This window comes from Azospira sp. I09 (assembly GCF_009177135.1).
In the GTDB taxonomy this organism is placed as follows: domain Bacteria; phylum Pseudomonadota; class Gammaproteobacteria; order Burkholderiales; family Rhodocyclaceae; genus Azospira; species Azospira oryzae.
The window spans coordinates 2,019,045-2,038,979 of the sequence record NZ_AP021844.1; the positions used below are offsets into that span (position 1 = coordinate 2,019,045).

General features: G+C 58.4%; 21 protein-coding genes and 1 pseudogene. 15 read left to right on the forward strand and 7 right to left on the reverse strand.

The window, feature by feature from the left end:
• Positions 1–15 precede the first annotated feature (15 nt).
• From AZSP09_RS09360 to flgB, 8 genes are all read left to right on the forward strand, one after another.
• Positions 16–3,150, forward strand: a complete 3,135-nt coding sequence (locus tag AZSP09_RS09360; protein ID WP_014236177.1) for an efflux RND transporter permease subunit — start codon at positions 16–18, stop codon at positions 3,148–3,150.
• Between the two features lie 19 nt (positions 3,151–3,169).
• The gene (locus AZSP09_RS09365) at positions 3,170–3,571 is read left to right on the forward strand and encodes a hypothetical protein (RefSeq protein WP_109040443.1); all 402 of its coding nucleotides are present in this window, start codon (positions 3,170–3,172) and stop codon (positions 3,569–3,571) included.
• A 66-nt stretch (positions 3,572–3,637) separates the two neighbouring features.
• The gene (locus AZSP09_RS09370) at positions 3,638–5,920 is read left to right on the forward strand and encodes a heavy metal translocating P-type ATPase (protein WP_152089869.1); all 2,283 of its coding nucleotides are present in this window, start codon (positions 3,638–3,640) and stop codon (positions 5,918–5,920) included.
• A 104-nt stretch (positions 5,921–6,024) separates the two neighbouring features.
• Entirely contained in the window at positions 6,025–6,279 is a 255-nt protein-coding gene (locus AZSP09_RS09375) for a hypothetical protein (RefSeq protein WP_014236180.1), read from the forward strand.
• Positions 6,280–7,021: 742 nt separating this feature from the next.
• Positions 7,022–7,288 (forward strand): DUF2933 domain-containing protein, encoded by a 267-nt coding sequence (locus AZSP09_RS09385; RefSeq protein ID WP_152089870.1) that lies wholly within the window; start codon positions 7,022–7,024, stop codon positions 7,286–7,288.
• Positions 7,285–7,941 carry a methyltransferase family protein gene (locus AZSP09_RS09390; RefSeq protein ID WP_152089871.1) on the forward strand — a complete coding sequence of 219 codons (657 nt, stop codon included), beginning with the start codon at positions 7,285–7,287 and terminating at the stop codon, positions 7,939–7,941. Before AZSP09_RS09385 ends, AZSP09_RS09390 begins: the two co-directional genes overlap by 4 nt.
• A gap of 146 nt (positions 7,942–8,087) precedes the next feature.
• Positions 8,088–8,405 carry a hypothetical protein gene (locus AZSP09_RS09395; protein ID WP_133247277.1) on the forward strand — a complete coding sequence of 106 codons (318 nt, stop codon included), beginning with the start codon at positions 8,088–8,090 and terminating at the stop codon, positions 8,403–8,405.
• A gap of 189 nt (positions 8,406–8,594) precedes the next feature.
• Positions 8,595–9,110, forward strand: a complete 516-nt coding sequence (flgB, locus tag AZSP09_RS09400; protein ID WP_232058775.1) for a flagellar basal body rod protein FlgB — start codon at positions 8,595–8,597, stop codon at positions 9,108–9,110.
• 147 nt (positions 9,111–9,257) lie between these two features.
• On the opposite strand, the gene copK is transcribed toward flgB, so the two are convergent.
• The 3 genes and pseudogenes from copK to AZSP09_RS09415 form a co-directional block, all read right to left on the reverse strand.
• Positions 9,258–9,536, reverse strand: a complete 279-nt coding sequence (gene copK / locus AZSP09_RS09405; RefSeq protein WP_014236184.1) for a periplasmic Cu(I)/Cu(II)-binding protein CopK — start codon at positions 9,534–9,536, stop codon at positions 9,258–9,260.
• A 104-nt stretch (positions 9,537–9,640) separates the two neighbouring features.
• Positions 9,641–10,033, reverse strand: coding sequence for a CzcE family metal-binding protein (locus AZSP09_RS09410; protein WP_014236185.1), 393 nt, complete (start codon positions 10,031–10,033; stop codon positions 9,641–9,643).
• Between the two features lie 180 nt (positions 10,034–10,213).
• Positions 10,214–10,491, reverse strand: a pseudogene (locus tag AZSP09_RS09415) (transposase); the annotation flags it as partial.
• Between AZSP09_RS09415 and AZSP09_RS09420 the strand changes: the two are divergent.
• The gene (locus tag AZSP09_RS09420) at positions 10,490–10,807 is read left to right on the forward strand and encodes a hypothetical protein (RefSeq protein WP_152089872.1); all 318 of its coding nucleotides are present in this window, start codon (positions 10,490–10,492) and stop codon (positions 10,805–10,807) included. The pseudogene AZSP09_RS09415 and the gene AZSP09_RS09420 sit on opposite strands and share 2 nt — an antisense overlap.
• Before the next feature lie 91 nt (positions 10,808–10,898).
• A complete protein-coding gene (locus tag AZSP09_RS09425; RefSeq protein ID WP_152089873.1) occupies positions 10,899–11,726 on the forward strand; it encodes a hypothetical protein in 828 nt (275 codons plus the stop codon).
• Positions 11,727–12,095: 369 nt separating this feature from the next.
• Here the strand turns inward: AZSP09_RS09425 and map are convergent, their stop codons facing one another.
• Positions 12,096–12,920 carry a type I methionyl aminopeptidase gene (map, locus tag AZSP09_RS09430; protein ID WP_152089874.1) on the reverse strand — a complete coding sequence of 275 codons (825 nt, stop codon included), beginning with the start codon at positions 12,918–12,920 and terminating at the stop codon, positions 12,096–12,098.
• Positions 12,917–13,147, reverse strand: coding sequence for a ParD-like family protein (locus AZSP09_RS09435; protein WP_152089875.1), 231 nt, complete (start codon positions 13,145–13,147; stop codon positions 12,917–12,919). Before AZSP09_RS09435 ends, map begins: the two co-directional genes overlap by 4 nt.
• Positions 13,148–13,383: 236 nt before the next feature.
• On the opposite strand from AZSP09_RS09435, the gene AZSP09_RS09440 reads away from it, so the two are divergent.
• The 5 genes from AZSP09_RS09440 (at position 13,384) to AZSP09_RS09460 (ending at position 17,806) form a co-directional block, all read left to right on the forward strand.
• Positions 13,384–13,860 (forward strand): OmpA family protein, encoded by a 477-nt coding sequence (locus tag AZSP09_RS09440; RefSeq protein ID WP_172974735.1) that lies wholly within the window; start codon positions 13,384–13,386, stop codon positions 13,858–13,860.
• A 58-nt stretch (positions 13,861–13,918) separates the two neighbouring features.
• A complete protein-coding gene (locus tag AZSP09_RS09445) occupies positions 13,919–14,128 on the forward strand; it encodes a hypothetical protein (protein ID WP_152089877.1) in 210 nt (69 codons plus the stop codon).
• A 443-nt stretch (positions 14,129–14,571) separates the two neighbouring features.
• Positions 14,572–14,889 (forward strand): DUF485 domain-containing protein, encoded by a 318-nt coding sequence (locus AZSP09_RS09450; protein WP_152089878.1) that lies wholly within the window; start codon positions 14,572–14,574, stop codon positions 14,887–14,889.
• Positions 14,886–16,634, forward strand: coding sequence for a cation acetate symporter (locus tag AZSP09_RS09455; protein ID WP_130459201.1), 1,749 nt, complete (start codon positions 14,886–14,888; stop codon positions 16,632–16,634). The genes AZSP09_RS09450 and AZSP09_RS09455 overlap by 4 nt, the downstream gene beginning before the upstream one ends.
• Positions 16,635–16,738: 104 nt before the next feature.
• Positions 16,739–17,806, forward strand: a complete 1,068-nt coding sequence (locus AZSP09_RS09460; RefSeq protein WP_014235411.1) for an SLAC1 anion channel family protein — start codon at positions 16,739–16,741, stop codon at positions 17,804–17,806.
• Positions 17,807–17,839: 33 nt separating this feature from the next.
• Here AZSP09_RS09460 and AZSP09_RS09465 read toward each other — a convergent pair whose 3' ends face one another.
• Positions 17,840–19,231: an EAL and HDOD domain-containing protein gene (locus AZSP09_RS09465; RefSeq protein ID WP_152089879.1), complete on the reverse strand. Its 1,392-nt coding sequence runs from the start codon at positions 19,229–19,231 to the stop codon at positions 17,840–17,842.
• A 61-nt stretch (positions 19,232–19,292) separates the two neighbouring features.
• Complete coding sequence (locus AZSP09_RS09470; RefSeq protein ID WP_014235413.1) at positions 19,293–19,871, reverse strand: PilZ domain-containing protein; 579 nt, start codon at positions 19,869–19,871, stop codon at positions 19,293–19,295.
• Between the last annotated feature and the right edge of the window lie 64 nt (positions 19,872–19,935).

Genomic DNA, 19,935 nt, shown 5'->3' on the forward strand with positions numbered 1-19,935 from the left:
AAGGAGCCCAGCGCGATGTTGGCAAAAATCATTGAATGGTCAGGGCGGAATCGCTTCCTGGTCTTGTTAGCCACGCTATTCATCATTGTTGCCGGTGTCGTTGCTGTCGTACGGACACCGCTTGATGCCCTGCCTGACCTGTCGGATGTACAGGTTATTGTCTATACCGAGTATCCCGGGCAGGCTCCCCAGGTGGTGGAGGATCAGGTTACCTATCCGCTAACTTCGGCAATGCTCTCTGTACCGAAGTCCAAGGTGGTTAGAGGCTTCTCGTTCTTTGGCGCCTCCTTTGTTTACATCATCTTTGAGGACGGAACGGATATCTACTGGGCCCGGTCCAGGGTCCTGGAATATCTCAACTTTGCCGCCGGCCGGATGCCCAAGGGTGTTACGCCCCAAATTGGTCCGGATGCCACCGGTGTTGGTTGGGTTTATCAGTATGCCGTCTTGGCAAAGAACAAGACCCTGGCAGAACTCCGTACCCTGCAGGACTGGTACCTGCGCTACCAGCTGACCAAAGCGCATGGTGTGGCTGAGGTTGCCTCCATCGGAGGCTTTGTCCAGACCTACCAAGTTACCGTAGATCCGGTAAAGCTACGGTCTTACGGCATCCCCCTGTCCAAAGTCTCCCAGGTTATTCGGGATTCCAATCGCGATGTGGGGGGGCGTGTCGTTGAGATGGCTGAAACCGAATACATGGTCCGCGGCAAAGGATATCTCCGTGGCACCGCAGACATTGAGAATCTGGTTGTTAAGGCCCAAGGCGGAACCCCCGTCATGATTCGGGACATTGCCCGAGTCGAATTGGCGCCCGATGAGCGTCGCGGGTTGACCGAGCTGAATGGAGAGGGAGAGGTTGTCTCCGGCATTGCAATGGCTCGTTATGGCCAGAATGCCCTAGAGGTCATCCATAACCTCAAGGAGAAGATCGGCGAGATTTCCTCCGGTCTTCCTGAGGGGGTAACCATTGAGACGGTCTATGACCGCTCCGAACTCATTCATCGGGCGATTGACACGCTAAAGCATACCCTGGCGGAAGAAAGCGTCATCGTGGCTCTGGTGTGTGTTGTGTTTCTACTGCACCTACGTAGCGCCCTGGTGGCAATTCTGATGCTGCCTGTAGGCGTCCTGATTTCCTTCATCTCCATGCGTTTGTTAGGGATGAACTCCAACCTCATGAGTCTTGGGGGGATTGCCATCGCCATTGGGGCGATGATTGATGCCGCCATCGTCATGATTGAGAACGCTCATAAGCACATTGAGCGGCTGCCCGAAAATCACAGCCATTCTGAGCGGGTGGAAGCAATGATTGCCGCTTGCAAGGAGGTGGGGCCGGCGTTGTTCTTCTCGCTGTTGATCATCACTGTCTCCTTCCTCCCTGTATTCACGCTGGAGGCCCAGGAAGGACGGCTGTTTTCCCCGCTTGCCTATACCAAAACCTTCTCCATGGCCGGTGCTGCTCTCCTGTCGGTCACGTTAGTTCCGGTCCTGATGATGCTGTTTATCCGCGGCAAGATCATGCCGGAAGCTAAAAACCCGGTGAATCGATTCCTCATCTGGGGATACCGGCCGATTATTGCGTGGGTGATGCGTCGGAAGACTGCCACCATCATCGCTGCGATTGTGGCGATGCTGATCTCAATCTATCCCGCTTCCAAATTGGGCTCAGAGTTCATGCCCACACTGAACGAAGGGACCTTGCTCTACATGCCGGCTTCCCTGCCAGGGATGTCCATTACTAAGGCGGCAGAGCTTCTCCAAACCCAGAACAAAATCATTAAGAGTTTCCCGGAAGTTGCCTCGGTCTACGGCAAGGCTGGTCGCGCCAATACCGCGACTGATCCGGCGCCGACAGAGATGTTTGAGACCGTAATCAACCTTAAGCCGGAGTCTGAATGGCGCCAGGGCATGACAACTGACAAGCTCATAGCCGAAATGGACAAGGCTCTGCAGTTCCCTGGTGTATCTAATGCCTGGACGATGCCGATCAAGGCTCGGATCGACATGCTCTCTACGGGGATCCGTACGCCCATCGGCATCAAGGTCTTTGGTAAAGATTTGAGTGAGATGGAGAGCCTTGCCCGAGAAATCGAAACTGTTGTGAAAGAAGTTCCCGGGACAACCTCGGCCTTTGCGGAACGAATCACTGGCGGCTATTACCTAAACATCGAGCCCGACCGTACCCAGCTTGCCCGGTATGGGCTGGCTGTTGGGGAATTGCAGGATGTGATTGGCCAAGCCTTGGGCGGTGAAATGGTCACCACTACCGTTGAAGGACGGGAGCGCTTCGGTGTGACTGTTCGCTATCCCCGGGAGTTGCGTTCCGATCCGCAGCAAATTGCCCAGCAGGTACTCGTGCCAACTGCGGATGGAGCCATGATTCCGCTTGGGCAACTGGCCAAGGTCCAAGTAGCCAAGGGAACGCCAGGTATCCGAACAGAAAACGCACTGCTTTCCGCTTACATATTTGTGGATATCCGTGATCGGGACATCGGTGGTTATGTTGCAGATGCCAAGAAGGCCGTTGCTGAAAAGGTGAAGTTCCCTCCCGGCTATTACGCCACCTGGAGCGGCCAATTTGAATCCATGGAACGGGCTATCGAGAAGATGAAGGTTGTGGTGCCTGTCACCCTGCTCATCATCTTCCTGTTGCTCTACCTCAATTTCAAACGTCTGACCGAAACGCTCATTGTGATGCTGTCAGTCCCGTTTGCCCTGGTGGGAGGGGTCTGGCTCATGTGGCTGCTGGGCTACAACCTGTCGGTTGCAGTGGCGGTTGGCTTTATCGCACTGGCCGGCGTGGCTGCGGAGACCGGGGTAGTCATGTTGATCTACCTCGACCATGCCTGGGAAGAACTCAAGACCAAGCGTCGGGCATCTGGCCAGGAGCCCAGCCTGGGCGACTTGTACGAAGCGATTATGGAGGGTGCAGTAGAGCGAGTCCGTCCGAAGATGATGACCGTGGTGGCCATCATGGCGGGCCTCCTGCCCATCATGTGGGGTACCGGTACCGGCTCGGAAGTCATGAGCCGTATTGCAGCCCCCATGGTTGGTGGAATGATTTCCTCGACAATCCTCACTCTGGCAGTGATTCCCGCGATCTACGCCCTGATTAAGCAGTGGCGGTTGAAGAATGGGAAAGAGAGTTAAGCGCATTAGGAGAAATATCATGAGAACCAGGATATCCCTTCCGATCCTCTGTCTGTGTCTGGGATTGTCGTCTGCAGCCTTTGCCAATGACGAACATCATCCGGAAAAGCCTCAAACCCCAGCTTCAGCTCCGGCGCCCCTCCAGCAAAGTGGGGGAATCAATACGCTTAAGTCTGATGTCATCAGACTCCGCTTGCAGGTCCAGAAAATCGCAAAGGCCAAAGACGACCAGGAGCGTAAGCGACTGCTGACTGAATACATGCATACCCTCCACGAGAGCATGCAGACGGCAGAAGGTATGGTTGGAGGAATGGAGGGCTGCTCGATGATGGACGAAATGTCGGGAGGCCTGCCTGCGGGCGGTAACCATGAGCATCATATGGAAATGATGAAGCGCATGATGGCGCCAGATAAGCACTGATCTTTATCTGCAGAGGAACTGTTTAGGTTGCGCATACCCGACTAGCAGCCGTGGGGAGGAGCTGAAATGAGTGACATTGATCCCGTATGTGGAATGACCGTAAAGCCGGATTCCCCCCATGCGTCTGATTTTGGGGGGACGCACTACCGGTTCTGTAGCGGCAAGTGCAAGGCAAAATTCGATGCTGATCCGCGGCAGTATCTGCATCCCCGCCAGGAGGAAAAGGCGCCCACCGGTGCTGAGTACACCTGCCCAATGCATCCGGAGGTTCGTCAGCTGGGGCCTGGAACCTGTCCCAAGTGCGGTATGGCTTTGGAGCCGATCATTCCGGAACTGGAGGCAGAGGAAGGCAATTCGGAGTATCGGGATTTCCGGTTTCGCTTCTGGGGCAGCCTACCGCTAACGCTCTTGGTAGTAATGCTGGCGATGGCGGGGCATCAACTCGAATTCCTGGCACCACAGCTACGGACCTGGGCGGAAATGGTGTTGTCCGTTCCCATCGTTTTCTGGGCGGGAGCCCCTTTCTTCATCCGTTGCTGGCAGTCCCTGGTCGACCGGACCCCCAACATGTGGACGCTTATCGGAATCGGTACCGGCGCCGCCTTTTCCTACAGCGTGGTGGCAGCCTTGGCCCCGGGACTGTTCCCGGCCTCGTTTGAAGCTCACGGCCGGATCGGGGTGTATTTCGAGGCGGCGGCGGTGATTATTTCCCTGACGCTGTTGGGGCAAATGCTGGAATTACGGGCCCGCTCCCAAACCTCTGCAGCGATCAAGTCCTTGCTGGGGCTGGCGCCCAAAACGGCGCGTCGGATCAATGCTGACGGGACTGAAGAGGACATCCCCCTTAATTATGTCCACGTGGGGGATACTCTGCGAGTTCGCCCGGGAGAAAAAGTCCCGGTGGATGGTGAGGTTACCGAGGGCTCCAGTGCGGTGGATGAATCCATGCTGACGGGTGAGCCGATCCCGGTGACCAAGCGGCCTGGGGACAAGGTGATTGGTGCCACAATGAATACCTCTGGCAGCCTCATTATTCGCTCCGAAAAGATCGGCTCCGAAACAATGCTGGCCCAGATTGTCCAGATGGTTGCCCAGGCCCAGCGTTCCAAGGCCCCAATGCAGCGCATGGCCGATGTGGTGGCTGGCTATTTCGTAATTGTTGTTGTCGCTATTGCCCTTCTGAGCTTCTTTGGGTGGGGCTTCTTCGGCGGAGAGAAGGGTTGGCTCTTTGGGCTAATCAATGGTGTCTCCGTGCTGATTATTGCCTGCCCCTGTGCCCTGGGGCTGGCGACACCCATGTCCATCATGGTGGCAACGGGTAAGGCCGCTACCCAGGGGGTATTGTTTCGAGATGCCGCGGCTATTGAGCGGCTCCGGGAGATCGATACGCTGATCGTGGACAAGACCGGCACTCTCACAGAAGGCAAGCCTACGTTTGAGTGTGCCATTGGTGCCCCCGGTGTCGATCAACAGGAGGTATTACGTTTAGCTGCCAGTCTTGACCAGGGGAGCGAACATCCCTTGGCTGTTGCGATTGTTCAAGCAGCCCGGGATCAGAGTCTCAACCTGGAAAAGGTTGAGGGTTTCGAGTCCGCCAGCGGCATTGGCGTGAGAGGTATGCTCGCCGGCAAGCAGCTGGCTTTGGGCAATACGGTCCTGATGTCCCAGGATGGTGTGGAGGTAGCCCCCATGGCAGGGCAAGCAGAGACGCTACGCCAAGGAGGGGCCAGTGTCATGTACCTGGCAGCTGACGGCCGCTTGCTCGGAGTCCTTGCGGTATCTGACCCGGTCAAGGCCAGCACTCCGGAAGCATTAGCGGTCTTAAGGGAAGCGGGCCTCCGGGTGGTAATGGCAACCGGTGACGGTGACACCACTGCCCGGGCTGTTGGGCAACGATTGGGGATCAGTGAAGTCCATGGAGAAGTGAAGCCAGCAGACAAGTTGGCCTTGGTTGAACGCCTGCAGAGGGAAGGAAGGGTAGTCGCCATGGCCGGAGACGGCATAAACGATGCGCCTGCACTGGCCAAGGCTGATGTTGGGATTGCCATGGGAACCGGTACGGACGTGGCAATGAACAGCGCCCAGGTGACTCTTGTAAAAGGTGATTTGCGTGGTATCGCCCGTGCCCGCCTGCTATCGGCTGCTACGGTGGGTAATATGCGGCAAAACCTTGCCTTTGCCTTCTTGTACAACGCTTTGGGGGTGCCGGTAGCGGCAGGGATTCTCTATCCAGCATTCGGCTTGGTCTTGTCCCCGATTATCGCTGCGGCGGCCATGAGTCTTTCATCTCTCAGCGTGGTGAGTAATGCCTTACGACTACGTGGCATTAAGGCGGCAAACCTTACATAAAAGTAATGATGCGGTAATGGTTTTGACGGTTTTTCCGGTGCAAGATGGAAATCGTCCGGGGGCAACCGGACGTGATCCCAACTCAACTGTTCAAGGAGATTGTCATGAAAACCAAAATTACTCTTGCTGCGACCCTGGTTGCTGCTGTTGCTCTGTTTTCTAATGGCGCTTTTGCTGCTGCGGACTCCGACAAGGTAACGGCTCCCGAAGCAACGGCTACCAAGACCAAGCCCCATTCCCACATGGAGGAGAAGACTGGCGTTACCGCTCCTGCAAAGGATCAAAAGGAAGCCACTCCTGCTGAAGGTCAGAAGAAGGTTGCCAAGAAGCAGCACTTTCATCCGCGTGACGGCAAGTAAGTCACTAAGGTATGGGCCGGGTATCCCGGCTCGTCATCCCTATGTCGCCATATGAAAACCCTGGACACGGTAATCTCTGTTCATGCCGTCTTTTGGCTGATGCAGTTGGTAGTGATCCCAAGGAAATACGCTTTGGCTTCTGTCGGAATGTTTTGATGCGACGCTGGCAGATCCAATGCAACCACGGCTGTACGAGGGTGCAACCGCCGGCAGATCCTAAGAGTTCCCATTGGAAGAATTTTGGAGAAATGGATTCCATCAAGGCCATCCTCATTCATAACGAGTAAGTGATTGGTTGAGGAACGCCATAAGGAGTACCACGATGAGAACTGCATCCCAGTCTTCCTCTGACAGGGCGTATGGTGAATGTACTGCCAACAGCCGCCTCGGCTTGGCACCTGTCTTCAAGAAACGCCGACTGCATTTCATATCTCCTGTTCCGGAGGCAATTCGTATGGTTTGCGGCTTTCTTCTTGGGATGGAAGGGGTGAGGTCAGCCATTCCGGAGGGAGATGCTCTGTTGGTCGAATATGACCTGTTCCGGGTCACCTTGGCCCAGCTGGAGAAAACCTGCGCTGGTACTGGGCTCGTTCTGTGCAGCGGATTTCATGGTTGGATGCGAGCAATATGGCGCTTTACTGAAGACAATGAAATTCAGAATGCGGCCCATCCAATTAGTAGAGGATGTTGTAACCATCCTCCGGCCCATACCCGCTAAGGCGCCAGGATAAGGAGCCGCGAAATGCGAACTGAAAGCAAGACAAAGGACGACTCTGCTCATGCACGACATGGGCGAAAAATATGGTGGGGACGGTGGTTCTTTGCTGCAGCTGGATTGTTCTATCTGCTGTCTGAACACCAAGCCCATTTATTCGGCGTTCTACCCTACCTGCTGTTGCTGGCTTGTCCCTTTATGCATCTGTTCATGCACCATGGCCATCACGAACGCCATGCGCAGGAGGACGGGCACAACAACGAGCAAGATGAAAAGAAGGAGACTGGGCTATGAACCATGGTGAATCCGGTTACGGACTTTGGACTCTCGTACTCCTGAACTCCGCCTTCTTCATTTTTTTTGCTGCCAGCTTTTTTAAGCCTCAAACGAAACAGGATTGGCGGACGCTTGGGATGTTTTCAGCCTTTCTGGTTGCGCTCTTTACCGAGATGTATGGATTTCCGCTGACCATTTATCTGCTGTCTGGATGGTTGACGAAGTATTTCCCTGGGATCGACTGGCTATCTCATGATGCAGGTCATTTACCGGAAATGCTGTTCGGTTGGAAAAGTAACCCGCACTTTGGCCCCTTCCATTTGCTATCGACCGTATTCATTCTTGGGGGCTTCCTACTGCTAGCGAATGCCTGGCCAGTTCTCTACAAAGCACAAAGGAGCAGTACGCTGGCGACGGAGGGACCATATCGGCGGATTCGGCACCCACAATACCTAGCCTTTATTCTGATCATGTTTGGGTTTCTGTTGCAGTGGCCAACAATTATTACCCTTCTATTGTTCCCTCTTCTCGTGACGACCTACGTCAAACTAGCTCATCGGGAAGAGCAAGTTGGCCAAGCTATGTTTGGTGAGGCATGGCGCGATTATGCTGAGCACACTCCAAGGTGGATTCCCATAATCCGGGTTGAAGAGACTGGTGACTCCGCATAGAGGGGGGGCTTCTCCCGTCTAGGCAACTGCTATGGAATCTGACCGAAACGTGACCGGTTTGTAATTTCCCCGTTATGGGGGAGACAGGTTACCCCAGGCAAACTCTCCCTATGAGGCAATGAGCCTTTATGTTAGAGGGAGAAATCATGTCTGAGGTGACCCCATTCAGTAGCGCTAGAGCCCAGGTTGAGTCTCATCTGGATTTTGCCGGTCAACTGGCTATTTTAAATCTAGAGTACGCAGCCAAAGCACTCTCAAATCATCTCTCTACGGCCAAAGAATTTCTGCGCCAGCCAGCAGAGCTGGCTATTCTTGACTATGACCGGCCTGGGAAATGGCTAGTGGGTTTTAGTTGTTCTGCGATTGATTATTGGAAGACGCATTCCATCGATTGCTTTGAATATCAGTATCGGATTTCCCAGGTTCTAACCGCATATTCGGCGAAGGAAGATTCTGGAAGATAGATAACCCCCTGATACCGACAAACTATCACTCTCATGGCTGGGGCATCGTCAATTCCTCCTGTGGCCAATGCCTCTATGTCTTCGGCTCAAGGCGGACATGAGGGGCATGGGAATGGGGGGGGGAATGCTGAAGGCGGAGCCTTTTCTGGGGCTTTGAGCCAGGCGATTGCGCAACAGGCAGGTAGTCCCATGAGCACCCATGCTGCTCATGGTGGAGTTGGGTCCAGTGGTAATAGCCAAGGAATTGGGCACTCATCTGGAATGCTATCCAATAATGCTGCGGGGCACTCCGCGCATTTCCCGATCGGACAAGGGGGACATGGCAGTCACGATTTTCAGCAAAAAATGCTAGGGGTGCGTGCTTACCGGCAGCAACTCATTGCGTCGAACATCGCGAATGCTGACACCCCTGGCTATAAGGCCGTTGATATTGATATTGAGCAGGCTGCTGAGATCGTCCGAGGAGCTTCAGCATCTCTCCCGTTGGCAAATACTGTGCAAGGTCACTTATCTGGAAGCAAGCAGCCCCCTCCTTTTCCCCTCAAATATCATGTTCCCTATCAACCAGCAGCTGATGGGAATACAGTAGAGATGGATGTTGAGCGAGCAAAGTTTGCAGAGAATTCGACGATGTATGAATTCTCCTTGGATCGGGTCAGCGGCCATTTCAAGCACATGATGGAGATGCTGCAAAATTTGAAATGAAGCGTTCGGCTTTTTATCCCTAAATACGCCGGGATATATCCGATAAAGACCTAAGTTGCCGAGCAACTATGTTAGGCAGAATTTATAGGAATGTATGAAACGAAAACGGCTCCCAAAGGGAGCCGTTCAGATGGACATCAAAATTGATTAACCGCGATGCCCGCTGTGCAACAGATTATCAAGGCGCATGACCTCGTCACCATGCATCATGATCTTCTGGCCGTCTTTGGTTTCCATTACGGTGTCCTTCTTCATGCGTGTGGCACGACCGAACTTGTCCTCCATGCTCATTTTCCCATCTTTGAAGATGTAGAGAGTAGAGCCATCTTTCAACTCGATCGATTTCTCAACTTGAGAGGCGTCGACGGCGAAGGCGGATACACATGCGGTACTCAGGGCGGCAATGATTAGTGCTTTCTTCAGCATTTTTATCTCCTCATTTAGGTGTACTGCAGTTCCGATATTAGGGGTTTCATCCTGACAAACTGCCGTCACCAAGGTGACAATTGTGTCACCCCGGTGTCAGTGCATTAGCCCCCCTGATAGCTCGGATTTTCAGCTACATAGACCGTAATGCCATCTGCGCCAGGCATGATTTTCGAAAGAGGAAACGCGGCAGTTCCCAACGTATCAAAGGTCCAGACAACAGTCTTGCCTCCGACATTGATCTTGACGGTTTCCAGGCGAGTGACATTTACGTGCTTGGTACCGCTATCCACAGTGATTTCTCGATCGGCACTTTTGGTGGCGGCGTATCCAAATGCTGCTTGCTGATTTGCCGTCGGGCTTCCCGTGCTTTCTGCAACATGGCTAAGCCAATGAATGGCACCTGCCTCGGAGTAGTCTTCGTGGGCATAAGTCGTACCGACAGCCGCTAGACTCATAGCAGCGATTGCCATCAGTTGGGAAATCTTCGTCTTCATGGTTTTCTCCTTGTGACATCTAGTTAATTGAGGCGGACTATCGCGTCCAACCGTGATGCCATCTTAGGAGTCGTAAACCAACAGAACGCTGACCCAGGCGTTACGTTTATGAAAGCATTTTGATAAGAATTGTCAGGAATGCTTCCATAAACATTAAAGGCTATAGAAGTAGTAGCCAGGCCGTGACGGTGCGCTCACCACTTTTTTCGCAGCGCCTCCTTAGCAATTTCATTTTCCAGGAGCGACTCGGCCAGCAGTTTCTTCAGCCGGGTATTCTCGGCTTCCAATTCCTTCAAACGTTTGGCGTCAGAGACGTTCATCCCGCCAAACTTGCTGCGCCACAGGTAATAGCTGGCCTCCGAGAAGGCGTGCTTGCGGCATAGCTCCGCGATCGGTATCCCAGCCTCTGCTTCCCGCAGAAAACCAATGATCTGCTCTTCGGTGAATCGCTTCTTCATGTCCAATCTCCTTGTCGTGAGGGATTGGACTCTAAAGTCAGGTGCTACTCAATTCCGGGGGGACGTCGGCCGCACCATTCTGTTTGCCTACACTTCGAAAGTCGGACCGAACGGCGGTCTAATTGGCAATGTAAAATGTTTTCTCAAACAGCAGCACCCGTTCCTTCAGTTCGTCGATCTTGGGGGATTCACGTACACGGGAGCCGGCGAAACAAACCTAAAGGCGCCAGACGATGACGACTTCATTGTCATTGACGTGGATATCGCCGCACTCTATGTTGCGCTTAACTTCATTCACAAGGCCCTTGCGAAGTGAACGGCTCTAACCCGCCGCTCCAGGGGACGCCCTGCCGGCCTGCGGCCTCCGGTCGCTCCTGAGCTAGCAGGTTAGCCATCAGACAGAACTCATGGACTTCACATCGCCGCCAGAACGTTACTGGCATTGCTCCGTAAAGATTGCCGGGAAGAAGGACTATTCAGTAGTCAATGACCTTACCTTCCAGGAATTAGATCGGACGATTGTTTCCCCGTGGAACACGGGACGCACGTTCACCGTGTCTGGCACTCTGATTCGGTCCACCGAATCCGTCGAAGCCATCAAGATCACCCACACAGATCAGCCACGGTCCTACTACGCCGAGCGTCACAACGAGCGTATGCGTGCCAGCCGAATATCAGATTTGGCTACGAACCGTAGCTTGTTGCCTCTTTCGCTGGGAACAGACCTGACGTATGAGCTTCTATTTTCTGGCAAACAAGAGGCTACTCCAGAGCCAGATGTAAGGATGGTTGAACAACTCTGCAAGCGACTACCCCAGGCCGCCCGCATCTTGGCGGTCCGCTCTCGCAAAGGGAAAAAGGCCTATGAAATATCGGACGAGTACGACGTTCAAGACCTTCTTCATGCGTTGCTAAGAGCCTATCTTAAGTATTCGGTTCAAGAAGACCCACTGCCGAAAGTCGCTGGCGCCAAGTCAAGCCGAGCGGACATCTCAATAGAAGAGTTGGGGGTTCTCATTGAGGTCAAGTATGTACACGGTCCCGAGGATCAAAAACGCCTTTTCGAGGAGTACTCCCAGGACTTGGTCCTTTATGCCCAGTGGTCACACCTCCGAACTCTCGTGTACCTGATATACAACTCTGCCGACCTTCGTGATGGTGAAGCCTTTGAGAAGCTGTCCTCCACGCAAGAAATTGGAGGCAAGAGATTTGATGTCAAAGTGGTACTCGCCTGATGGCTAACAGACCATCAGCCGGACCTGCGCGAAAAGCCACGCAGGCCGGTTATTTTGAACGTTCCTAAATGTCCGCTTACTGAAATCCTGACTGGCCGCACCGTTAGCCAGACAACCGAAACTGATGGTTGTCGTCAACATTGAATGCAAAACGGGTATCGCACTACAAATGTAACTATTTGTTTTTACTGAAGAGGCTGTCTTCCAGTATATTTTCAGAAACCAACAATTGTTGTCGCCAGGTATAGCGAGAGACAGAAAATTGCCGGGGGAAGGAAGCTAAGCAACTGATCCAAAATACAAACATCCACCCGACCCACGGAACCGATCAATCCCCCCTCCGGTAGGCGGCAGAGCCCAATGGCAGGATCAGGACAGGGGCAGGACGGCGCCTGCCGGCGTGATGGGCGGGTAGTCCCCCTCGCCATCGGGCCAGGGCGTCAAAATCTCGAAACCGGTTTCGGTCACCAGCACCATGTGCTCCCACTGGGCCGAAAGGGAGCGATCTTTGGTCACGACCGTCCAGTCGTCAGGCAGATGGCGGATGGCGGCGCCGCCCGCATTGAGCATCGGCTCAATGGTGAAGATCATGCCCGGCTCCAGTTTCAGCCCCTTGCCGGGCTGGCCATAGTGGGGCACATGCAGGTCGTCGTGGTAGACCGTGCCGATGCCGTGGCCGCCGTATTCGCGGACGACACTGAAGTTCTCCCGCTGGGCGACGCTCTGGATGGCGTGGCCGATATCGCCGAGGGTGGCCCCCGGACGGACCTGCCGTATACCTGCCCGCATGGCTTCATAGGTCGTGCGCACCAGGCGCCGGGCCAGGATGCCGGGGTTGCCGACCAGGAACATCCTGCTCGTATCGCCGAACCAGCCGTCCTTGATGACGGCAACGTCGATGTTGACGATGTCCCCGTCCTTCAGCTTCTTGTCGGACGGAATGCCGTGGCAAACCACATGGTTTACCGAGGCGCAAATGGTCTTGGGGTAGCCGTGGTAGCCCACATTGGCAGGAGTCGCCTGCTGCACATGGACAATGTACTCGTGGCACAAGCGGTCCAGCTCATTGGTGGTAACTCCCGGCCGGATATGGCCGGCAATCATCCGCAGGACATCGGCAGCCAACATTCCGGCGCGTCGGGCCATGGCAATCTCGACCTCCGCCCGGATGGGTACGGCTCGCGCTGCGCTCATGCCGCCTGCGCCACCGCTGCATCCTTGTCGGCAGAACCGCCTTCGGCCTGCCGTTCTGCCTGAATCAGCAACTGGCAGATATCAGCGTAGGCCAGGCTCGGGTTGAGTTCCGCGAGCATCCCCACACGTAGCCAATGTTCCGCTTGCGCGTTGATGGAACGGCTCAAAGCGCCGCTGGTGAGACGCAAATTTTCGTGCATCTGCTCTGAAATTTTGACGATTCCCATGACACCTCAGAATATACGATTCATATACGAATCGTATACTAGCAAAAATATCTGTGCTCTGGTCCATCCTGTCCCCCCGGGTCCGGGCCGGGCTTTGCGGCGATTCCCGGACTCGCCCCCGGGCCGGGGCCGCCCCTATAATGGCAGGCTTCCCAGTCCCGCTGCGGGGCCCCGGACAGCCATGCGCCCCTTGCCGGTGGCGGACGACGGCCCGGCGGCGGCCCCGCCAGATTCCGATGCAGCCCATTCGCCTGACCCTGCTTTGCCTCGCCGCCTGTCTTGCGGCCTGCGCCGCGCCCACTGCCCCCACCGTCGTCAGCGCGCCGCGGCCGCCGGCCCCGGCCCGGCCCAGCGTGCCGCCCCCGGCCGAAGTGGTGGCCACGCCCCAGGCCCCCAGCGTCTATTTCTCCCCCGACGATGCCGAGGTGCCGCCGGCGGCGGCGCCCCTGCTCGACCAGATGGCCGAGGAGCTGCGGGCCGACCGGCTGCAGCGCCTGGTGCTGCGTGCCCACACGGATCACCTGGGCAGCAAGGAGTACTGCCTGGCCCTGTCGGAGAAATGGGCCTCCCTGGTGGAGGCCGCCCTGGTACGCCGTGGCGTCCGCGGCACCCAGATACTCATCCGCGCCCGGGGCAGGGAACTGGCGCCGGCCTGCGACAGCGAAGCCTGCCGCAGTTCCTGGCGCCGTGTCGAACTGGTGCTGCAGCCCTGACCCCCCTTTGGCGGCCATGCCGCCGGCCCGCCCCCCTCCCTGGAATTCCGCCATGCCCATGACCTACGAAGAATATCTGGACGAAGTCACCACCCTGATCACCGAGAAGTACGACCTGGAGGACGAGGCGGCCATCGCCCTGGTCATGGCCGCCCAGGACAAGGAATACTTCTGCCCCCACGACGACGATCCGGCCCTGCGCAACCTGGAGCAGGCCCACGCCGATGCCCGCAAGCTGTTCAAGGAACAGCAGAACTTCCTCGCCTGAAAAAAATATTTTTCACAGCGGCACCGCTCCGGAACGTCCGTCACCCCCCTGATGGACACCCGCCGGACCAATGCCGGCGCCGTTCTTTCCGCATTTGCACCACCCCCTCCCCCTCCCCGTCCGCGGTTAATCGCGGACGCGGCCACCTGGGCTGCCAAGCCCAAAAACCGAATCAAAACAGCGCTTCCGCAATTTACGCATTAATAAATCGATTGCACTAGTCGACATGAAACGCCCCATTGCAACGGCATAACCACCAAGAAAAATTGACGCAGCGCACAAATCGTTTTTCCATTAAATCATTCACTTACCGAGACTCGAAATTCTTCCGTCCTGACGCAAAAAGTTCTCATTGGAGTAAGGGAACTGTAAGTCTTCGGGGACATAGTTCGGCTCCATGGCCATTCCTTCGATTGGCCCGGAGGTTTTTTAGGAGGAGACAAATGAGTCAACAAGAGCTGACCAAGCGGATTCGGGCAAACCCGAAATTCCACGAGCTGAAAAGCAAGCGCAACGTCTTTGGCTGGACCCTGACCGTCATCATGCTGCTGGCCTACTACGGCTATATCGCCATCATCGCCTTCGACAAGGCGCTGCTGGCCCAGAAGCTGTCCGAAAACGGCGTCATGACCGTCGGCATTCCCGTCGGTGTCGGCCTGATCCTGTTCACCGTCGCCATCACCGGCCTCTACGTCCGCCGCGCCAACAGCGAGTTCGATGCCCTGACCGAGCAGATCGTCCAGGAGGAAATGAAGAAATGAAAAAACTGACCAACACCCTCGCCCTCGCCGGCCTGGGCCTGCTCAGCTCCCCGGTGTTCGCCGCGGCGCTGGAAGGCCAGGCCGAAAAGCAGGCCACCAACTGGACGGCCATTATCATGTTCGGCGCCTTCGTGCTGCTGACCCTGTGGATCACCAAGTGGGCTGCCTCCAAGACCAAGACGGCGGCTGACTTCTACACCGCTGGCGGCGGCATCACCGGTTTCCAGAACGGCCTGGCCATCGCCGGCGACTACATGTCCGCCGCTTCCTTCCTGGGTATTTCTGCCGCCGTGTTCGCCAACGGCTACGACGGCCTGATCTACTCCATCGGCTTCCTAGTGGGCTGGCCCATCATCATGTTCCTCATGGCCGAGCGCCTGCGGAACCTGGGCAAATTCACCTTTGCCGACGTGGCGGCCTACCGCTTCCAGGCCACGCCGATCCGCGCTCTGGCGGCTTCCGGCACCCTGGTGGTGGTGGCCTTCTACCTGATCGCCCAGATGGTGGGTGCCGGCCAGCTGATCAAGCTGCTGTTCGGCCTCGACTACTGGATGGCCGTGGTGCTGGTCGGCATCCTGATGATGGTCTACGTGCTGTTTGGCGGCATGACGGCCACCACCTGGGTGCAGATCATCAAGGCCGTGCTGCTGCTCTCCGGCGCTTCCTTCATGGTGTTCATGGTGCTGGCCAAGTACGGCTTCTCCCCTGAAGCCCTGTTCGCCGACGCCGTGCGCATCAAGACCGACCTGGCTGCCAAGGGCCTGCTGGCCAAGGCGCTGGAAACCGATCCGAGTGCCACTGCCGAGACGGTCGCTGCCGCTGCTGCCGCCAAGGGTCAGTCCATCATGGGCCCGGGCTCCTTCATCAAGGATCCCATCTCCGCCATTTCCTTCGGTATGGCCCTGATGTTCGGTACCGCCGGTCTGCCCCACATCCTGATGCGCTTCTTCACCGTGCCGGATGGCAAGGAAGCCCGCAAGTCCGTGTTCTGGGCCACCACCTGGATCGGTTACTTCTACATCCTGACCTTCATCATCGGCTTCGGCGCCATCGTGCTCGTCGGTACCAACCCCGAGTTCCTGGATGCCAAGGGCGTGCTGAAGGGCGGCGGCAACATGGCGGCTATCCACCTGGCCAACGCCGTGGGCGGCAACGTGTTCCTCGGCTTCATCTCTGCCGTGGCCTTCGCCACCATCCTGGCTGTGGTTGCCGGTCTGACCCTGTCCGGTGCCTCCGCCGTGTCCCATGACCTCTACGCTTCCGTGTTCCGTCACGGCAACGTGGATAGCGCCACGGAAATGCGCGTGTCCAAGATGACCACCGTTGCCCTGGGCATCATCGCGGTGGTGCTGGGTATCGCCTTCGAAAAGCAGAACATCGCCTTCATGGTGTCCCTGGCCTTCGCCATCGCCGCATCCGCCAACTTCCCGGTGCTCTTCATGTCCGTGCTGTGGAAGGATTGCACCACCAAGGGCGCCTTCTACGGCGGCTTCCTGGGCCTGATCACCGCTGTGGTCCTGACTGTCCTCTCCAAGTCCATCTGGGTCGACATCCTGGGCAACAAGACGGAAATCTTCCCCTACGCCTCCCCGGCCCTGTTCTCCATGGCTGCCGGCTTCATCGGCATCTGGCTGTTCTCCCTGATGGATCGCAGCGAACAGGCCGCCAAGGAACGCGTCGCCTACCTGGATCAGGAAATCCGCTCCGAAACCGGCATCGGTGCCGCAGCGGCCTCCTCCCACTAAGAAGCAAACCGACCCACCTCACAGCCCGGGGCTCGCCCCGGGCTTTTTTTTGCCCGTCCGGCTCACCCCATTTTGAATATTAGAAAACGCTGAATTTGCATATAATGGGCGCCGGCCTCATTCCTGCCCATCCCGACAAGAAGCAGCCCAAGTCCGACCCCGCCGCGTTTATTCCGGCCGCCCGTTATACGGAACCCACCGCCATGACCCACACCGCCCCCACGCCCGCCCGGCTCTCCCTCTTTCCCGTTTCCTTCTTCTCCACGGTGATGGGCACCGCCGGCCTTGCCATCGCCTGGCAGAAGGCCCACCTGGTCCTGGGGGCGCCGGCGGAAGTGGGGCAATGGTTGCGCTGGCTGGCTACCGCCGTGTGGCTGCTGACGGCCCTGGTGTACGGCCTCAAGTTCCTCACCCACCGGGTCGCCGTCCTCGGCGAATGGCGCCATCCGGTGCGCATCAACTTCTTCCCCACCATTTCCATCGGCCTGCTGCTCCTGGCCATCGCCTGGGCCGAGGACGCCCCCGGCCTCGCCGCCCCGATCTGGGGCCTGGGCGCCGGGCTGCATCTGGCGTTCACCCTGGCCATCATGGGCGGCTGGCTGCACCACACCCACTACGAGATCAAGCACGCCAACCCGGCCTGGTTCATCCCGGTGGTGGGCAACATCATCGTGCCCGTGGTCGGCGTGCGCTTTGCCCCGCCGGAGTTGTCCTGGTTCTTTTTCAGCATCGGGCTGGTGTTCTGGCTGGTGCTGCTGACCATCGTCATGTACCGGCTCTTCTTCCACGAGCCCCTGCCCCTGCGCCTCACCCCCACCCTGTTCATCCTCCTGGCGCCGCCCTCGGTGGGTTGCGTGGCCTGGATGAACCTGACCGGGGAGGTGGACGCCTTTGCCCGCATCCTGCTGCACACGGCCCTGTTCCTGGCCCTGCTGCTGTTCTCCAATGTGTTGCGCTTCCTGCGCGTGCCCTTCTTCCTCTCCTCCTGGGCCTATTCCTTCCCCCTGGCGGCGGTGACCATCGCCACCCTGGCCATGGCCGGCCGCACCCACAGCACCTTCTTCAGCGCCCTGGGCATGATCCTGCTCTCCATCCTCAGCCTGGTCCTGGGCCTGCTCATCGCCCGCACCCTGGTGGCCATCCGCCGCGGCGAAATCTGCCAGCCGGAATGAGGCCGGCGGCGGGCCGCCCGGGCCCGCCCCGTCTTACAGGGCGTCGCTGCCGCCCAGCTCCCCCACCTCGTTGGCCCAGGCCATGGCCATGATCATGGCCCGGTTGGTGGCCTCCGCCTCCAGGCCGGCGGCCTGGGCGGCGCTTTCGATGCGGGCCGACTCCAGGCTCTCGCAGGCTTCCGCCACCTCCAGCAGCTGGGCGTAGGGCCCCTGCCGCTGCAGCAGGGCCTGCTTCACCGCTGGCGGCAGGGTCAGCTGCCCCACCACTTCGGCCAGGGGCTGCTGCAGCAGCCGGTCCAGCAGGGAAAAGGAGCCGCACAGGAAAAGGGCGTCGTGCTCGGCCGGCGGGAAGCGGCCGGCCCCCAGCAATTCCATCAGCCGGCCCCGGGTCAGGGCGTGCTCCACCACCAGCCACTCGCCGAAGCCGCCGCCCTGGGGGGCGAACAGCAGCAGGGACAGCCAGCGGTAGAAGCGCCCCAGGCCCAGCACCACCAGGGCATGCTCGATGGAGGAAACAGGCGTGGTCAGACCGATGCCGGGGGAGTTGATGTAGCGCAGGATGCGGAAGGAAAGCAGGGGGTCCTGCTTCAGGGTTTCCGCCAGCTCCTTGTTCTCCGCCTCGTTGCGCACCAGGTTGAGCAGCTGGATGATGCGCATGCGGGAAGCGGCGCCCTTGGCCGGCGCCCAGGCTTCCTTGAGGGACACGGCGCGGCCCTGGAAATAGTCGAAGCCGCGCTGGAAGCAGAGATTGAATTCATCCGCCGTCTGCACATTGTCGGCGATAAGGTGCACCGTGTGGCCGTCCACCGTCTTCAGGGCGTAGGCCAGGTTGCGCAGGCGCTCGCCGTCGAAAGCCGCCACATCCACCGCCACGTAGTCGAGATGGGGCCGCAGGGCGGCCAGGGCGGCCTTGTCCGGCGGCACGTACATGCCCAGGAGAAAGCCTTCCTGGCGCAGCCGCACCAGGGTCGCCGGCGGCGGCAGGGCCTCGGCCTCCACGTCGGGAGGCAGGGCCAGCATGAGCACCGTGTTCTGCCGCGGCAGACGGGCCAGGGCGGCCGAATCCAGGGCATCGGGACTGACCGGGACGAAGGCCAGGCGCTGCCCGAGCACCCCGGATTCGCCGGAGGCCAATGCCAGTTCGTGGAACAGGGCCTCCTGCAGGCTGCGCTGGACGACGGCGCTGCGCCCGCCCAGGCGGGAAGCGAGGCGGGCCTCCAGATTGAACTCGTAGGCGGCCACCCGCTGCTGGCGATTGACGATGGGCTCGCGCCGCACGAAGGAATGGCGCTGCTCCTCCCCCGGCAGGGGGGCAGCCGGCGGCGTGGCGGGCGCGGCCGCGCCAGAGGCGGCAGGGGCAACAGGCGCGGCGGCCTCGGCGGCGGCCGGCACTTCGCTGCGGGAGCGGAACAGGCGGGAAAACATGGGCGGGCGGCTCCTCGGATGAAGCCGTCATTCTAGACCGGGAAACCCGGCTGCGGCAGGATCAGGCCGAGGGTTGGCGGGCCGCGCGCCAGAGGCTGGCCACCGCCGGCGAGAGCCGCTCGATGACGACGCCGCGGCGCTCGGCGGCGACGACGCAGAGGGCCAGGCCGTCCGCATCCACGGTCGTCACCTCGGAGAGGTCGATCTCAGCCACCCCCATCTTGTCCAGGGCGTGGAAGAAGTCGTTGCGCAGGGACAGGTTGAGGGCGCCGGCGATGCGCATCACCTTGCGTCCGGCCAGGGTGTGCATGGACAGCACGGAGGCGATGCCGTTGCGCAGGGAGTCCTGGATCGCGCCTTCCAGCTGGATCTCGGAAGCCGGCCCCAGGTCGAAGCGCACCCCCACCAGATCGCCCAGGCCGCGGCTGATGACGATGGGCACGGTGTCGATGCCCATGCCCTGGAGCGCGAACTCCAGGCCGAAGCGGTCGCCGATGGCCAGGGGCAGCTCGGTGCGCAGCAGGGCGCCGCCGAGGGAAACGTTGTGCAGTTCCGCCCGCAGGTTCTGGCCCTGGTGCCCCACATAGGCCGGCAAGGGCTTGGCGAAACGGATGCGGACGTGGCGACGCTGTTCTTGCATGATGGGCTGGGCGGGGGACGGTGGGATTCGCGCTATTATCGCCCCAAAGCCCCTCCCCGAACGC

What these genes read in the sequence shown, in the direction of transcription:
- AZSP09_RS09390 (WP_152089871.1), top strand. Translation starts at nt 7,285, where the DNA reads ATGAACCATGGTGAATCCGGTTACGGACTTTGGACTCTCGTACTCCTG.
- AZSP09_RS09460 (WP_014235411.1), top strand. Translation starts at nt 16,739, where the DNA reads ATGGGCGCCGGCCTCATTCCTGCCCATCCCGACAAGAAGCAGCCCAAG.
- AZSP09_RS09395 (WP_133247277.1), top strand. Translation starts at nt 8,088, where the DNA reads ATGTCTGAGGTGACCCCATTCAGTAGCGCTAGAGCCCAGGTTGAGTCT.
- AZSP09_RS09385 (WP_152089870.1), top strand. Translation starts at nt 7,022, where the DNA reads ATGCGAACTGAAAGCAAGACAAAGGACGACTCTGCTCATGCACGACAT.
- AZSP09_RS09370 (WP_152089869.1), top strand. Translation starts at nt 3,638, where the DNA reads ATGAGTGACATTGATCCCGTATGTGGAATGACCGTAAAGCCGGATTCC.
- AZSP09_RS09425 (WP_152089873.1), top strand. Translation starts at nt 10,899, where the DNA reads ATGGACTTCACATCGCCGCCAGAACGTTACTGGCATTGCTCCGTAAAG.
- AZSP09_RS09410 (WP_014236185.1), bottom strand. Translation starts at nt 10,033, where the DNA reads ATGAAGACGAAGATTTCCCAACTGATGGCAATCGCTGCTATGAGTCTA.
- AZSP09_RS09360 (WP_014236177.1), top strand. Translation starts at nt 16, where the DNA reads ATGTTGGCAAAAATCATTGAATGGTCAGGGCGGAATCGCTTCCTGGTC.
- AZSP09_RS09450 (WP_152089878.1), top strand. Translation starts at nt 14,572, where the DNA reads ATGAGTCAACAAGAGCTGACCAAGCGGATTCGGGCAAACCCGAAATTC.
- flgB (WP_232058775.1), top strand. Translation starts at nt 8,595, where the DNA reads ATGAGCACCCATGCTGCTCATGGTGGAGTTGGGTCCAGTGGTAATAGC.
- AZSP09_RS09455 (WP_130459201.1), top strand. Translation starts at nt 14,886, where the DNA reads ATGAAAAAACTGACCAACACCCTCGCCCTCGCCGGCCTGGGCCTGCTC.
- AZSP09_RS09470 (WP_014235413.1), bottom strand. Translation starts at nt 19,871, where the DNA reads ATGCAAGAACAGCGTCGCCACGTCCGCATCCGTTTCGCCAAGCCCTTG.
- AZSP09_RS09420 (WP_152089872.1), top strand. Translation starts at nt 10,490, where the DNA reads ATGTCCAATCTCCTTGTCGTGAGGGATTGGACTCTAAAGTCAGGTGCT.
- copK (WP_014236184.1), bottom strand. Translation starts at nt 9,536, where the DNA reads ATGCTGAAGAAAGCACTAATCATTGCCGCCCTGAGTACCGCATGTGTA.
- AZSP09_RS09365 (WP_109040443.1), top strand. Translation starts at nt 3,170, where the DNA reads ATGAGAACCAGGATATCCCTTCCGATCCTCTGTCTGTGTCTGGGATTG.
- map (WP_152089874.1), bottom strand. Translation starts at nt 12,920, where the DNA reads ATGAGCGCAGCGCGAGCCGTACCCATCCGGGCGGAGGTCGAGATTGCC.
- AZSP09_RS09375 (WP_014236180.1), top strand. Translation starts at nt 6,025, where the DNA reads ATGAAAACCAAAATTACTCTTGCTGCGACCCTGGTTGCTGCTGTTGCT.
- AZSP09_RS09445 (WP_152089877.1), top strand. Translation starts at nt 13,919, where the DNA reads ATGACCTACGAAGAATATCTGGACGAAGTCACCACCCTGATCACCGAG.
- AZSP09_RS09435 (WP_152089875.1), bottom strand. Translation starts at nt 13,147, where the DNA reads ATGGGAATCGTCAAAATTTCAGAGCAGATGCACGAAAATTTGCGTCTC.
- AZSP09_RS09465 (WP_152089879.1), bottom strand. Translation starts at nt 19,231, where the DNA reads ATGTTTTCCCGCCTGTTCCGCTCCCGCAGCGAAGTGCCGGCCGCCGCC.
- AZSP09_RS09440 (WP_172974735.1), top strand. Translation starts at nt 13,384, where the DNA reads ATGCAGCCCATTCGCCTGACCCTGCTTTGCCTCGCCGCCTGTCTTGCG.